Origin of the sequence: Limnohabitans sp. 103DPR2 (genome assembly GCF_001412575.1) — a bacterium.
GTDB lineage: Bacteria > Pseudomonadota > Gammaproteobacteria > Burkholderiales > Burkholderiaceae_C > Limnohabitans_A.
The window spans coordinates 1076164-1090595 of sequence record NZ_CP011834.1; the positions used below are offsets into that span (position 1 = coordinate 1076164).

Here is a 14432-nt window from a genome sequence, read left to right on the forward strand (position 1 = left end):
CGTGAGCTTTGAATCTTTGGCTGTGCAGCGATGGGCTTTGCCCAATGGTATCGAGTTGCACGGCGTGCGCGCAGGCAATGGCGTGCCTCTCATCTTCATTCATGGCGCCATGGGCGATTGGCGTTCATGGGAAGCGCAGTGGTCTGCTTTTACAGCGCACTTTGATTGCATTTCTTACAGCCGTCGGTTCAGTTTTCCCAATCAGAACCATCAACCCTCGCCGCACCATTCGGCGTTGGACGAAGCACAAGACCTTGTGCATTTGTTGAACTTGCTCAACATTGACAAGGCCATCTTGGTGGGCAGCTCTTATGGCGGCTTTACGGCTTTGGCCCTTGCGGTTCAAGCGCCACAACGCATTCAAGCGCTGGTGGCCGTTGAGCCGCCCATGATGAAGTATGCGTATTTCACACCCGAAGGCCGAGACATTGCCGACGCATTTCGAACAGGCACCATTGAACCTGCCAACGCCGCGTTCAGAGAGGGTGACGATGTGCTTGCAGCGCAAATCATGACAGGTGGCATCAATGGTGCGACCTCCGCAGTGGCGTCGGGTGCGGCCATGGAAAAGCGTTTGCAGAATTTGCAAGCCATGAAAATGATCGCGTTGTCGAGCGATGAGTTTCCGCTCATTCCGCCTGAACAATTGGCGGCTTTGCCGATGCCTGTGCTGTTGATGTCAGGGTTGAATACGCAGCCTGTGCACAAGGCCATCTTCGACAACGTGGTCGTCGCGATGCCCAACGCCAAAGCGGTGCGTGTGGCCGGTGCCGGTCATGGCGTCAGTCGAGAGCAAGCGGCATTTTTCAACACCACGGTGTTGGCTTTTTTGGCAGAATCCTCGACGCTTTGAATTGGCTGCGCAGGGCTGCTCAAATGCGGGGTTTCTTGGCTCATAATTTGGCCATGAAGATTCTGAACACAGCGCTTTTCATCCGCCAAGGCAAGTCATGACAACGCCCCTTTATGACTTTGCCATTGTGGGCGGCGGGATGGCCGGGGCTTCTGTCGCGTATCGCTTGGCACCTTCAGCGTCGGTTGTGTTGTTGGAGCGAGAGTCACAGCCTGGCTATCACACCACGGGTCGGTCGGCTGCCATGTTCATGGAGAGTTATGGGCCACCCGGTGTGCGAGCCTTGACGCGTGCCAGCCGGCAGTTTTATACAGCACCACCGCCACAGTTTTCAGCGCATTCATTGCTCAGCCCTAGGGGCGCACTGTATGTGGCTCAACAAGACCAAGCGGAAGCTTTAAGACACGTCGCCGAAGAGTTGGGACAAAGCATTCCCAACCTCGCACATTTGTCAGCTCAACAAACCTTGGCGCTGGCGCCTTGCCTCAAACCCGATCAGCTGCTTGGCGCCTTGTGGGACCCCGACTCACAAGACATTGATGTCAATGCACTGCTTCAAGGATTTCTCAAAGGTTTTCAAAAAGAAGGCGGCCACTTGCAGTGCAATGCCGAAATGGTCGAAGCGAAATTTGTGCAAGATCATTGGTGTCTACGACTACAAAATGGTACCGAAGTGCGTGCCAAATGTGTGGTCAATGCCAGCGGTGCATGGGGTGATGCTGTTGCCAGCATTGTGGGCGCCAAACCGATTGGCTTGGTGCCACGCCGACGAAGTGCTTTTACCTTCAAAGCGCCGGAGGGCACTGACACCAAAGCATGGCCAGCAATTGTCGGCATTGAAGAAGACTGGTATTTCAAACCCGATGCCGGTCAGCTGTTTGGCTCGCCTGCCAATGCAGACGACACCTTTGCGCACGACGTCTTGCCAGAGGACATGGACATTGCGCTGGGCATCGACCGCATCATGGCCGCGACAAATTTGAACATCCATCGGCCCACCAGCACCTGGGCGGGCTTGCGCACATTTGCCCCAGACGGCGAAATGGTAATTGGCTTTGACGATGCTTGTCCTCAATTCTTTTGGTTGGTAGGGCAGGGCGGCTACGGCATTCAAAGTGCAGCGGGCTATTCCAGTTTGGCAGCATGTTTGCTTCAGCAGCAAGTTATCACCCCTGAGCTTGAAGCATGCGGCGTCGATGCCAGCATGTTTTACGTCCAACGATTGAGAAAATAAAAGGAGACGACTTTGAACAATTCAAAACGACAATGGCTGCAAACCAGCCTGCATGGCTTGGTGATCAGCGCATTCACAATGGGTGCACTCAGCACCGTCACTGGCGCCATGGCCCAAGCGGCCTACCCCAGCAAACCGATCAGTCTGGTGGTGCCATACCCACCGGGTGGTGCCACTGACATCATTGGTCGCATCATGGCGCAGGCCATGACCAAAAGCTTGGGTCAGCCGGTTGTGGTTGAAAACAAAGCGGGTGCAGGCACGGTCATCGGTGCAGCCGAAGTGGCGCAAGCACAAGCGGATGGTTACACCTTGTTGATCAGCTCCAACACTACCTTCACGGTCAATCCTGCCATCAAGGTCAAATTGCCTTATGACCCCGCTAAGAATTTTGAATCGGTGGCCGGCATTGGATCGTCGCCTTTGGTGTTATTGGCCAACCCCAATGTACCTGTGAAAACTGTGAAAGAGCTTGTCGCTGCAGCCAACCAGCCCAGCGCCAAGTTTGCCTTTGGTTCATTCGGCAGTGGCACCACATCGCATTTGGCGGGTGAGATGTTCAAGTACATGGCGGGTGTGGACATTTTGCATGTGCCTTACAAAGGCAGCGCGCCGGCCATGACCGATTTGATTGGTGGTCAAATTCAGTTCACTTTTGACACCAATGTCGCTGCGCTTCCCATGTTGCGCGCAGGCAAAGTCAAAGCCATTGCGGTCACCTCTGCACAGCGCTCATCGACCTTGCCCGAAGTGCCCACCATTGCTGAGGCGGGCTACCCTGGCTATGAAATGGTGCCGTGGATTGTGATCGTGGCGCCACGAGGACTGCCCAAGGCTGTGAGTCAAAAGTTAACCAATACCATCCAGGACATTCTGAAAGATCCCAACTCAAAACGTGATTTGGAGCGCGCTGGTTTAGAAGTGGCATTTGAAGCACCGCAGTCTTACGACAAACGCGTGGCCACCGAATTGCCACTGCTTCGTGCGTATGTGCACCGCGCCAAAATCACGGCGGACTGACCATGACACTTGTTGAAAAATCTGCTGTCGAATTGCGTGCCCTGATTCGCAGCAAAGAACTGTCACCCGTCGAGTTAATGGACGCGTGCATTGCGCGCATTGAAGCACTCAATCCACACATCAATGCTGTCACGGCCACAGACTTTGAGCGTGCCCGAGCGACCGCCAAGCAGGCAGAAGCCCAGGTCATGCAGCAAGCTGAGTTACCCTTGCTGCTCGGCTTGCCCATGGGCGTGAAGGATTTGCAAGAGACGGCCGGCTTGCTCACCACCTACGGTAACGTTGGTTTGCGCGGCAATGTGCCCAAAGCCGACAACAGTTATGTGGCCAAGTTGAAACAAGCGGGTGCCATCGTCACCGCCAAAACCAATGTGCCTGACATGGGCGCCGGCGCGAACTCGCGCAACCCGGTGTGGGGTGCGACAGGCAATCCTTTCAATCCTGCACTCAATGCAGGGGGCTCTTCGGGGGGCTCTGCGGCCGCTTTGGCCGTCGACATGTTTCCCATTTGCACAGGTTCTGACACCGGCGGCTCGTTGCGCATTCCTGCTGCACTGTGCGGCATTGTGGGCCTGCGGCCTTCACCAGGTGCGGTGGCCAATGACACCCGAGCCTTAGGATGGTCTGCCATTTCGGTGTTGGGCCCCATGGCACGTTCAGTGGACGACGCCGCGCTCATGATGGCCGCATCTTTAGGCGCAGATCCGATGGACCCCTTGTCTTACGACCTGAGCCCTGGCCCTTTCTGGCCCTTGCCAGAAGTGGATGTGTCGCAACTTCGCATTGGCTATACGGAAGACTTTGACTTGTGCCATGTTGACCCTGGCATTCGCGAAGAATTTCGCAAACGAATCAATGCCATCAAACCTTTGGTAAAACGTTGCGAACCAGTTTCGTTTGAGGTGGCGCATGCGCACCGCACCTTTGATGTGTTGCGCGCCGAAAGTTTCTTTGCCGCCTTTGGTGACCCCGTCAAAAACCCGCCCGACACCCTCGGTCCCAACGTTCGCGCCAACCTGGCCATCGCCGAGCAAATTTCTTTGGGCGATCGGGCCATGGCGCATTTGGCGCAAACGCAATTGATGCGTCAGTTTGCCAAGAAGTTTCAAGATTTTGATTTGATCATTGCGCCTAACACACCTTTGTCACCCTTTCCTTGGACTGAGTTGTATGCCAAGGAAGTGGCCGGGCATGCCATGAACAATTACTACCATTGGCTAGAGTTGACCTATGTGGTGACCCTGGCCACCAACCCGGCTTTGGCATTGCCATGCGGTGTTGATCTGAATGGCATGCCTTTTGGCTTGCAATTGATTGGTGAGTTGCGACAAGACGCTAAGTTATTGGCCATGTCCCACGCACTGGAAATGGCGTTGGCTTCGAACAAAGCCACCGCAAGGCCAAAACCAGATCAAGATCGCTTACGTCAATCGTCGGTCAACCTGAAAGACATCGTGACGCACCCTCCGATTTTGAAGTCTTCATAATTTGACCTAAAGTCCACAGAGGCGAATCTGAGCTGCTTAAATCTGCCCAGCACACCAAATGATGGCTGGGAATGTAGCCATCCATGCCCAAAAAAATCGGTTCAAACCAAAGAACCAAAAAACCAAGAAGTGAAACACTGCGGCAATCAGGCAAAACACCACAGCCAGTCTTGCATCTAGCAAGGCCAATGGGGCCAAGCACTCCCACACGATGAATGCCCAAGAACCCAGAGCCGCCAACCAGGGTTTGCGAAGCCAGTGATCTTTGCTGAGAGGGCCATGGATGGCTGCATTCAAAAAGATGGTCATGGCATGGCCATTGCGCCATTCGCGCCTAAGCAACTTCACCGATCCCGACATGAAGTAAGACGTGATGGACTGGATGGTGATGTACCAAAATCCAGCCCGCCATCCTAAATTAGGCCCCGCCAAGTCACTGACGATTTGTGCAATCAGCAAACCCGTGAGCACCACCAAGGTCATGAAATCGCTGCCGCCGTTGAATGCACCGCGCCAACGAATCAGCAGGGCTAAATTGCTGGTGAACAGAAAGCCGATGTTCAGCAGGTGGCTGCCTTGTGTTGCCAAACTGAGCAGTGCAATGAACCTCAGGGCCAGCAATGAACTGAACATGCTGGGTGAAAACAAGGTATCCAAGAATTGGCGCATCCAAGGATTGGGGATGTCTTGCCGCTGAATAGACCACACCCACAAACCATCCCCTTGCATGGCAGGGCGCATGCGCCAGTACTCCAAGGTTTGAATGCCGGCGCTCCATGCAAAGAGCAACTCCAAGCACCGAACAGTCAACGGGGTGCTCAAGACGTAGGGCGAGTTCCAGTCCACCATCATGTTCGGACCTCGACGGGTGACGTCATCATGACGTGGCTGTGAATGGTTTCTGTGGTGCTGTCCATCAGCATGCGCAATTCAAACTGGGTATGCGTGTGCTGGGGATGTTCAGACTTCAATACGCCATTGACGAAGTGCGCCACCATTTGGTAGCTGACAAAAGCGCGAGGGTCGCAGCCTTCGGGTGCATCGTTCAGATCGGCCCAGAAATGATCGATCAGGTTTTGCTGTGCCAGCCCCAAATTGGTTTGCGGGTTGTGCACTAGATGCCAAATGCTTTGGCGTGTGCGTGGGTACAGATGCGTCCATTCAGACCATACCTGTTCGCCCTTGGCGTTTGTGGTAGCGGCACGCGCATAGAGATGCGGCACGTAGCCCACGGCATGAAAGAACTTCCAATTTGGAAAAAAAGAGCGCAGCAAAAACAGCCACGGCCCCCGCAGGATGGGGGTTTTGTAAATCAAGGTGAGGGCGAGCACCAAGAAGTAAGCGATGACCCAATAAATTGTCATTTCATTTGGGGTAACTGAGCTGCAACAATGCTTGCATGAGAGCACTCATTCTATTCATGAATGTCCGTCATCAGGACCTAAATAGGCAGTTTCGGTTTAGGATAGTGCCATGAAAATCTTGACACTCTTGCCTTGGGCCGACTGGTTGGCCATGGCCCTGTTTTTTGGGCTTTGGATTGGGTATGCCTGGTTTGCGCGTGTGAACGGCAAACGCAACATGACCCTAATCGCCACCACCAACCACTATCGGCAATTGTGGATGATGCAGGCTACTGCGCGCGACCCGCGCATGCTGGATGGCTTGATCACCCAAAACCTCTCGCACACGCCATCTTTCTTTTCTTCAACCTCCATCATCATCATCGGCGGTTTGTTTGCGCTTTTGGGTACTACAGACAAGGCCGCTGAACTGGTTCGAGAGATTCCATTTGCCGAGCAAACGCCCCTCTTGGTGTTTGAGTTCAAGGTGCTGGTGCTGGTTGGCATCTTTGTGTATGCCTTTTTCCGGTTCTCATGGTCCATGAGGCAGTACACCTTTGTGGCTTTGGTGATTGGTGCGATGCCGCCGCCCAAGGAGTTTGCAGAAGGGCGACAAGATCGCACAAAGTTTGCAGAGCGTGCAGGCAATCTGGTCAGCGCCGCTGCTGAAACTTTCAACGACGGCTTGCGTGCGTATTACTTTTCATTCGCCGCCATGGCCTGGTTTTTTTCGCCCATTGCACTGGTCTTGGCCACTGCGCTGGTGGTGATTATTTTGTATGGACGCGAATTCAAATCGGAAGTACTTGAAGTTTTGAAGGATGAATCATGAGTGATGCACCACGCTGCGATTTTGTTTATGAAGCCATTGCCGACATAGAAGAGGTCCAAAGCTTGGGCCAAAGCCCAGTGGGGCAAAGGTACATTGTGAACATAAGAGGGGGCGAGTTCAAAGGCCCTTTGCTGCAAGGCAAGATATTGCCTGGGGGTGCAGATCGGCAGTTGTTGAGGCCAGATGGCATCAAGGAACTTGATGCGCTTTATGAAATGCAAACAGATGATGGCGTGATCATCACGGTTCACAATCAGGTCACCATCGACATGCCCAGTCCCGAGCAACGTTACGCCCGATCTGTGGTGAAGTTTCGAGCCCCTTCCGGCAACTATGAGTGGTTGAACCGGAGAGTGTTTGTAGGGACGCTAGAGTCGCTGAAACCAGCCAGGATGGCAGTGAAAATTCGCGTCTATCAATTGAATTGAATCAATTCAATTCAGCTGAAATTTTGAGTAGAAGGCGGACAGCCTTCGCACCATTTCGTTGTCATGAATATTTCATGCAAATGAAACATGCCTGAAATGGCTTGACCTCATGATCACCTACCAAGTTAAACCACACTTGGGAGCTGATCATGAAAGAATTGCCAAGCCCGACATTCCCCTTGTCGCCCATTGCATTGCCTCGGGGGTCTCTTCATCCAAGCTCTCATGAACAAGCTTCGAAGGATTCAAAGTCCGTTTCAAATTCGCTGATTCAAGTCAGTTGGGCCAAGCACCAAGATGAAGTCAGAGAAGCCCAGCGATTGCGTTACAGCATTTTTGCCACGGAAATGGGCGCTCGGTTACCTGTCACGCTTGAAGGTCATGACATTGACTTGTTTGACGATTACTGTGAACACTTGCTGGTAAGAGATGCTGTTTCGCAACAAGTTGTTGGCACCTACCGCGTCTTGACGCCTGCGCAAGCCAAACGTGCTGGCAGCACCTACACCGACACTGAATTTGATTTAACACGCTTGCGTCACATCAGAGAGCGCATGGTGGAGCTGGGCCGTAGCTGCGTTCATACAGACTATCGGCATGGCGGTGTCATCTTAAGCCTCTGGGGCGCCTTGTTTGAGTTCATGTCCCGCAACCAGCTAGACACCATGATCGGTTGTGCCAGCATTCCCATGCTGCACAGCGGCATGATCAGTGGTGATGTTGCGGCCAGCGTTTGGCAGCAACTGAAGTCCGAAGCGCTGTCTTCCGTCGAGTTTCATGTTCGGCCGCGCTTGCCATTGCCGATTGATGAATTAAATTCACAGTTGAACGTCGAGCCGCCTGCGCTGATCAAAGGCTACATTCGATTGGGTGCCAAGGTGCTGGGCGCACCGGCTTGGGATCCTGATTTCAACACGGCCGATTTGCCCATGATGATGCGTGTCGGTGATCTGCCGCGTCGTTATCGCAAACACTTTGAGGGTGTTTGATGCGATACGCTAAACATGAATCTGGCCAGGAACACTACCTCGAGTCGAATGTGTGGGCGACGCGTTCTAAAACGCACTATCGCTCTATTTTCATTTCTGATCTGCACTTGGGAACCCCAGGATGCCAGGCTGACGCCTTGTTGATATTTTTAAAAAATTACACCTGTGACAACCTGTATTTGGTGGGCGATATTGTGGATGGCTGGCAGCTTCGACGCAAATGGTATTGGCCCCAAAGCCACAATGATGTGGTGCAAAAATTACTGAGAAAAGCCAGAAAAGGCTGCAAGGTGATTTTTGTGCCAGGCAACCATGATGAGTTTGGCCGTCACTTTTTGGATCACTCGTTTGGTGGCATTGAAATCAGAGAAGAAGCTGTTCACGTCACAGCAGATGGCAAAAAATTGTGGGTGATTCACGGCGATTACTTTGACGGCGTGATTCAGTGTGCCAAATGGCTTGCCTATGTGGGCGACAGTTTGTATGAACTGACACTCAAACTGAACCGTTATTTGAACCAGTTAAGGGCCAGGTTGGGATTGCCGTATTGGTCCTTGTCTGCCTACCTCAAACTGAAGGTCAAGAAAGCGGTGAACTTTATTTCTGACTTTGAGGTTGCCGTTGCCAACGAGGCAAGAAAGCTGGGATATCAAGGTGTGGTCTGTGGTCATATCCATCACGCAGAAATTCGCAATATTGATGGGATGCTGTATTGCAACGATGGCGATTGGGTGGAGAGTTGCAGTGCCTTGGTAGAGCATGCCGATGGTCGCTTGGAAATTTTGAAATTCAATCCCAACGGTTCTACTTTGGACGTCCATGAGGGGCCCTTGGTGCAAGCAGGCGAGAAATCGAGCTCAGAAAGTTGGGTGACCGCGTGAAGTTGCTGCTCATCACCGATGCCTGGATGCCGCAAGTCAATGGCGTAGTCACCACGCTGGTTGAGTTGGTTCGAGAGTTGAGCAAGTTGGGTCATCAAGTGACGGTGATCCATCCTGGCTTGTTCAAGACGCGCCCTTGCCCTGGCTATGCAGGCATCGATTTGGCGGTTAGACCCCGTCAGCAGATGGCGGCCATGATGGCCTCTGAAAAATTTGACGCAGTTCACATTGCGACAGAAGGCCCATTGGGGTGGGCTGCACGGGGCCTGTGTCAGCAGAAAAAATGGCCCTTCACAACGGCTTTTCACACGCGCTTCCCCGAGGTCTTGAAGGCAGCTGCAGGCATACCGCTTTGGATGGGCTATGCCTTGTTTCGGCATTTCCACAAGCCCTCATCAGGCGTGATGGTGCCGACGCAAGGTGTCTTGAATCTGCTGACACAACGTGGTTTTCAAAACTTGAAACTCTGGACACATGGTGTTGACACAGAGTTGTTTGAATATGCGCAAGAGTGCCAGTTAGACGATCAACTTGCGCATTTAAAAAGGCCGATCAGCATGTTCGTTGGTCGTGTTTCCTACGAAAAGAACATTGAAACTTATTTGGCAATGCCCTTTGAGGGCAGCAAGGTGGTCTGCGGTGTGGGGCCGCTGGAAGCAGATCTGAAAGCCAAGTACCCGGACGTCACGTGGCTAGGCTTGCTGCCCCGAAAAGAGTTGGCACGTGTTTATGCCTCTGCGGATGTCTTTGTCTTTCCCAGTCGAAATGAAACTTTTGGATTGGTCATGCTCGAGGCCATGGCATGTGGCACGCCTGTCGCGGCATTTCCTGTCGACGGCCCCTTTGAAGTGCTAACGGCGTCCTCCGGGGATGTGCTGGGTGGGGTGCTGCATCCAGACTTGGCAGAAGCAACGCGGCAAGCCTTGCAGGTACCTCGCCAGTCAGCCAGAGATCGTGCATACGACTTCAGTTGGGCAAGAGCTTCGCAGTTGTTTGTCAGTTATGTGCGCCAGATAACGGTCTAAGAGGCTTGAAGGGCGTAGGGTGACGCCAAATCTTCATGCTCTTGTCATCAATCTGACATTTGGTCTCGAAAGAATGAGCGAGATCCAAGGCCTCTGGTGAAGAGGCGTCGGCAAATGATTACAAAGGGAGGTCGCTTTGCTCAGACCCGGTTCTATCGAAAAAAAGCGGTCTGGACAGACCGATGTGCCACTCCTAGACAGGGATGAAAGCATTCTTGCCTTCAATGAACGTGTTCTCGATTGGGCTAAACGACCTGAAGTGCCACTGTTGGAGCGACTGCGTTATTTGTGCATTGTTTCATCCAATTTGGATGAGTTTTTTGAGGTTCGCGCCGACTTGCACATGGCAGCCTTCAGGTCTGATGAGTCAAAAGGCCCCTACCGCAAGGACACGTTTCACAGTTTGTATGAGCATGCACGCGTTGTTGTGAATGAACAGTACAGGTTGTACAACGACGTGCTGCTCCCAAAATTGCAAAAGCACGGCATCAAAATTCTGTCGCATGGTGAACGAACCCCGCTTCAGCGCAAGTGGGTTGCCGAGTACTTTCAAAGAGAGGTTCGTCCTCTTCTTGTCCCCGTAGGCTTAGATCCTGCTCACCCCTTTCCTCAGGTTGCCAACAAATCTTTGAATTTCATTGTGCAGTTGTCGGGCAAAGATGCCTTCGGCAAAATCAATGACATCGCCATTGTGAAAGTGCCCCGGGTATTGCCTCGTGTGATTCCCTTGCCAGCCAAAGTGGCAGGCAAGCACGTGTCGGTTGTTCTGTTGTCCAGTGTGATTCGCGCGCATTTGTCAGAACTTTTCCCTGGACGTTCGGTGGTGCATTTCTCGCAATTCAGGGTGACTCGTAACTCCGATTTGTCAGTCGATGAAGAAGATGTTGAAAATTTGCGGACTGCACTCAGGCGCGGCCTTCAGCACCGTCACTATGGCCAAGCCTTGCGCTTGGAGGTTTCTGACAGTTGCATGGTGCATCTGTCAGACTTTTTGTTAAAGCAATTTGACTTGCCAGACAGTGCGCTCTTTCGCGTAGCAGGACCGGTGAACCTGGTTCGACTCAGCCAATTGATTGACTTGGTGGACGAGCCCAAGCTCTTGTTTTCACCCTACAAAGCGTGCTACCCCAAGCAATTGACCAAGGGTGCATCCATCATGGCGCGAATGCGTCAAGGCGACATTCTGATTCATCAACCCTTTGAAAGTTTTGATGGCGTCTTGGCCTTTTTGAAAGAAGCAGTTGAAGACCCGCAGGTTTTGGCCATCAAACAAACCATCTACCGCACAGGCAGCGATCCTGCCATGATGAACTTGCTACGTGAAGCGGTTCGCCGTGGCAAAGAGGTGACGGCCGTTGTTGAATTGAAAGCGCGATTTGACGAAGAGGCCAACATCAATTGGGCGGAACAACTGGAGGCGGTGGGTGCACAGGTGGTGTACGGCGTGGTGGGCCTTAAAACACACGCCAAAATGCTTCTGGTCACAAGGCAAGAAGGTCGCGCATTGAAGCGCTATGGCCACATGTCAACGGGCAACTACAACCCCCGCACTGCCAAGCTCTACACTGACCTCAGTTATCTGACGTGTGATACAGCCATGACGGGTGACATGGACCGCTTGTTTGTTCATTTGGCCAGTCCTTCGCGCCTGAGTCGCATGAGCAAATTGATCACTGCACCGTTTCACATGCAGCGCAAATTGATTGAGAAAATTGATCAAGTGGGGGCTGCTGCGGCCAATGGGTTGAGTGCCCGGGTTGTTGTCAAAATGAATGCGCTCACAGACCCTAGTCTGATTCATGCATTGATCAGGGCAGGTCAACAAGGTGCACAAATTGATTTGATCGTGCGCGGTGCATGCATGTTGCCCGCTGGGGTTCCTGGTCAAACGGAGAACATTCGTGTTCGATCCATCATTGGACGCTTCTTGGAGCATTCGCGGGTTTTCTACTTTGAAGCAGGCGATGAGCAATCCTTGTACTTGGCCAGTGCCGATTGGATGAGTCGCAACATGACACGGCGCATTGAGTTGGCATGGCCAGTGGTCGATCCTGTTCTGCGCAGGCGCATCATTGACGAATGTCTGTTGGCATACCTCTATGACACGCGCAATGCTTGGACCTTGGAGGCCGATGGACAGTATCACCGCGTAGAGAAGAATGGCCAAAAAATTCAAAGTGCTCAGGCATTGTTGATGCAGCAATACGTCAGCAGTTCTTGATTTCAAATGAGTTGATCATGGACTTGATTTTTTGGCGTCATGCAGATGCATTGGACGCAGTGGACGGTCAAGAGGACTTGTTGCGTGAGCTGACGCCCAAGGGCGAAAAGCAAGCTACCAAAATAGGCCACTGGCTTGACCGTCAATTGCCCGAGGGTGTGCGCGTGATCAGCAGTCCTGCAACCCGGGCAGAACAAACGGCGCGTGCTTTGGGGCGCAAATACAAATTAAAGTCAGACTTGTTGCCAGACGCCTCTGCCGTTGAATTGCTAGAGGCAGTCGGGTGGCCTCATTCCAAAATGTCGGTGGTGGTGGTCGGTCATCAGCCAGTGATCGGACACTGCATCGCCTATTTGCTGGGCATGCCGGGCAATGAATTGCTGGTCAGAAAAGGCGCGGTTTGGTGGTTGCGAAGTCGTGTGCGCGATGGCGTTCCACAAACCGTCGTCGTTTCTGTTCAAACGCCGGAGCTAATTTGAACCTTCAGTTGCCAATGGGTTTTAAGCCAAGCTTCACATTCTTCTTGCAACAAATGGGCTGATTGCGGCCACAGTAGCGCCCATGTCGCAGGGCACTGAATCACAAACTCGTGCCCACTGGATGCTCGCTTGAAAACCAAACCTTCCAAGTCTGGCTCTCGGCGCGCGTGACACAGTATGGCAGCCAAACGAAGGCTCATGAGTTGACACACGAAGTCTTCGTCGCGCATTTCTGCATCCAGCTTTTTCAACTTGCCCCGATGGCCTAAAATCAATTGACTCAACCTGTGCAATTCAGGCATTGAAAAGCCTGTGAGGTCGGCGTTGTCCAAAATATAAGCGCCATGCTTGTGGAAGTCACTGTGCGAAATGCGTGTGCCGATTTCAAGTAACTGGGCAGCCCATGTCATTTTGTTTTCAAGTTGCATCAAGCGATTGGTTTTTTTAGAACCTGAAGCTTGAATGCTTTGAAACAACCAGCGAGCTGTCCTTGACACTCTGTCTGCTTGGGCCAAGTCAACCGCAAATCGACTGGCCAGTGCCGTCACCATGGAACTGCGCAAATCTGTGTTTTCATTTTTCTCGAGTCGGTCGAGCAAATCTTGCAACACGCCTTGTCTTAACGCGCCTTGTGCCGCTTGCATCTCCTCGATGCCCAGCAAATCAAACAAGGCATAAAGGATGGCCAAGCCGCCGCCAATGACGGGCTTTCGATCATCTTTGACACCCTCCAATTTAAGCGCTTCAGTATTGCCAGCCTTGATGAGTTTTTCTTTGAGCCAGTCCAAGCCTTCGCGGGTAATTTTTCCCATTGGCCAGCCTGCAGAAGCCAGAACATCCGCTACGGCACCGACCGTTCCAGAGGAGCCGTAGGCTGTTTCCCATGCATTGCGAGGGTAGAGGCTCAATGCTTCATCCAGAACCGCTTTGGCCGCTATTTCAGCCTTGCTGAAGGAGGCGTTGGTGAACACACCATTGGCAAAGTACTTCATGGACCATTTGACGCTGCCCACCCTGTACGACTCCATCGTGTTGGGTTTGTAAGCCCGTCCCAAGATCATTTCGGTCGAACGTCCGCCGATATCAATGACCAGGCGCTTTTCATTGGACTGCGGCAAACTGTGCGCCACGCCAACGTAGATGAGCCGCGCTTCTTCTTTCCCAGAAATGACTTCGATCGGAAAGCCCAAAATGGTGGTGGCTTGAATCAGGAAAACATCCCGATTTCTGGCTTCTCTGAGCGTTTGCGTGGCAACAGCGCGGACAAATTCAGGTTCAAACCCTGCCAATCTTTCGGCAAAACGTGCCAAACAATCCCAACCCCTTTGCATGGCTTCTTTGGAGAGCATGCGGTCGGCGTCTAAGCCATTGCCTTGCCTGACGGTTTCTTTCAGGTAGTCCACCCGGCGAATATGCCCCTCTTCGTAGACCCCTATTTCCAGGCGAAAGCTGTTGGAGCCTAAATCGACGGCGGCGACAAGTTGTCCGTTTTGCATGGGGGCGTACTGCTAGAGATGTGTCAAGAATGAATGACTGCATTCTGTGTCTGTTTTTTGTCATTTTCATGACAATCTGAAAAATCAAGAGTTTATTGGCCAGGAGAGGCGCTTGATCGAAGGAAATTAAACAAAGAAGTAGGG

The 14432-nt window shown here is 52.5% G+C and carries 14 protein-coding genes; 11 read left to right on the forward strand and 3 right to left on the reverse strand.

Features of this window, described 5'->3' with window-relative positions; all coding sequences use genetic code 11:
- The first annotated feature begins 1 nt into the window (after nt 1).
- From L103DPR2_RS05315 to L103DPR2_RS05330, 4 genes are all read left to right on the forward strand, one after another.
- On the forward strand, nt 2-853 hold the full coding sequence (locus tag L103DPR2_RS05315) for an alpha/beta fold hydrolase (protein WP_055360083.1): 852 nt from the start codon (nt 2-4) through the stop codon (nt 851-853).
- Nucleotides 854-950: 97 nt separating this feature from the next.
- Nucleotides 951-2087, forward strand: coding sequence for an NAD(P)/FAD-dependent oxidoreductase (locus L103DPR2_RS05320; RefSeq protein ID WP_055360084.1), 1137 nt, complete (start codon nt 951-953; stop codon nt 2085-2087).
- 12 nt (nt 2088-2099) lie between these two features.
- Nucleotides 2100-3107, forward strand: a complete 1008-nt coding sequence (locus tag L103DPR2_RS05325) for a Bug family tripartite tricarboxylate transporter substrate binding protein (protein ID WP_231717687.1) — start codon at nt 2100-2102, stop codon at nt 3105-3107.
- Nucleotides 3108-3109: 2 nt separating this feature from the next.
- Entirely contained in the window at nt 3110-4594 is a 1485-nt protein-coding gene (locus L103DPR2_RS05330) for an amidase (protein WP_055360085.1), read from the forward strand.
- A 36-nt stretch (nt 4595-4630) separates the two neighbouring features.
- Here L103DPR2_RS05330 and L103DPR2_RS05335 read toward each other — a convergent pair whose 3' ends face one another.
- On the reverse strand, nt 4631-5446 hold the full coding sequence (locus tag L103DPR2_RS05335; RefSeq protein ID WP_231717688.1) for a hypothetical protein: 816 nt from the start codon (nt 5444-5446) through the stop codon (nt 4631-4633).
- Nucleotides 5443-5958 carry a hypothetical protein gene (locus tag L103DPR2_RS05340; protein ID WP_055360086.1) on the reverse strand — a complete coding sequence of 172 codons (516 nt, stop codon included), beginning with the start codon at nt 5956-5958 and terminating at the stop codon, nt 5443-5445. The genes L103DPR2_RS05335 and L103DPR2_RS05340 overlap by 4 nt, the downstream gene beginning before the upstream one ends.
- Nucleotides 5959-6067: 109 nt before the next feature.
- On the opposite strand from L103DPR2_RS05340, the gene L103DPR2_RS05345 reads away from it, so the two are divergent.
- From L103DPR2_RS05345 to L103DPR2_RS05375, 7 genes are all read left to right on the forward strand, one after another.
- On the forward strand, nt 6068-6769 hold the full coding sequence (locus tag L103DPR2_RS05345; protein WP_055360087.1) for a DUF599 domain-containing protein: 702 nt from the start codon (nt 6068-6070) through the stop codon (nt 6767-6769).
- Nucleotides 6766-7197 carry a DUF3237 family protein gene (locus tag L103DPR2_RS05350; protein WP_055360088.1) on the forward strand — a complete coding sequence of 144 codons (432 nt, stop codon included), beginning with the start codon at nt 6766-6768 and terminating at the stop codon, nt 7195-7197. Before L103DPR2_RS05345 ends, L103DPR2_RS05350 begins: the two co-directional genes overlap by 4 nt.
- 149 nt (nt 7198-7346) lie before the next feature.
- Complete coding sequence (locus tag L103DPR2_RS05355; RefSeq protein ID WP_055360089.1) at nt 7347-8186, forward strand: GNAT family N-acetyltransferase; 840 nt, start codon at nt 7347-7349, stop codon at nt 8184-8186.
- Nucleotides 8186-9067: a UDP-2,3-diacylglucosamine diphosphatase gene (locus L103DPR2_RS05360; RefSeq protein ID WP_082466729.1), complete on the forward strand. Its 882-nt coding sequence runs from the start codon at nt 8186-8188 to the stop codon at nt 9065-9067. Before L103DPR2_RS05355 ends, L103DPR2_RS05360 begins: the two co-directional genes overlap by 1 nt.
- Nucleotides 9064-10092 (forward strand): glycosyltransferase family 4 protein, encoded by a 1029-nt coding sequence (locus L103DPR2_RS05365; protein WP_055361872.1) that lies wholly within the window; start codon nt 9064-9066, stop codon nt 10090-10092. Before L103DPR2_RS05360 ends, L103DPR2_RS05365 begins: the two co-directional genes overlap by 4 nt.
- Before the next feature lie 136 nt (nt 10093-10228).
- A complete protein-coding gene (ppk1, locus tag L103DPR2_RS05370) occupies nt 10229-12313 on the forward strand; it encodes a polyphosphate kinase 1 (RefSeq protein ID WP_082466730.1) in 2085 nt (694 codons plus the stop codon).
- A gap of 17 nt (nt 12314-12330) precedes the next feature.
- On the forward strand, nt 12331-12792 hold the full coding sequence (locus L103DPR2_RS05375; protein WP_055360090.1) for a SixA phosphatase family protein: 462 nt from the start codon (nt 12331-12333) through the stop codon (nt 12790-12792).
- On the opposite strand, the gene ppx is transcribed toward L103DPR2_RS05375, so the two are convergent.
- Nucleotides 12771-14288, reverse strand: coding sequence for an exopolyphosphatase (gene ppx, locus L103DPR2_RS05380; protein ID WP_055360091.1), 1518 nt, complete (start codon nt 14286-14288; stop codon nt 12771-12773). The two genes, L103DPR2_RS05375 and ppx, sit on opposite strands and share 22 nt — an antisense overlap.
- Nucleotides 14289-14432 lie beyond the last annotated feature (144 nt).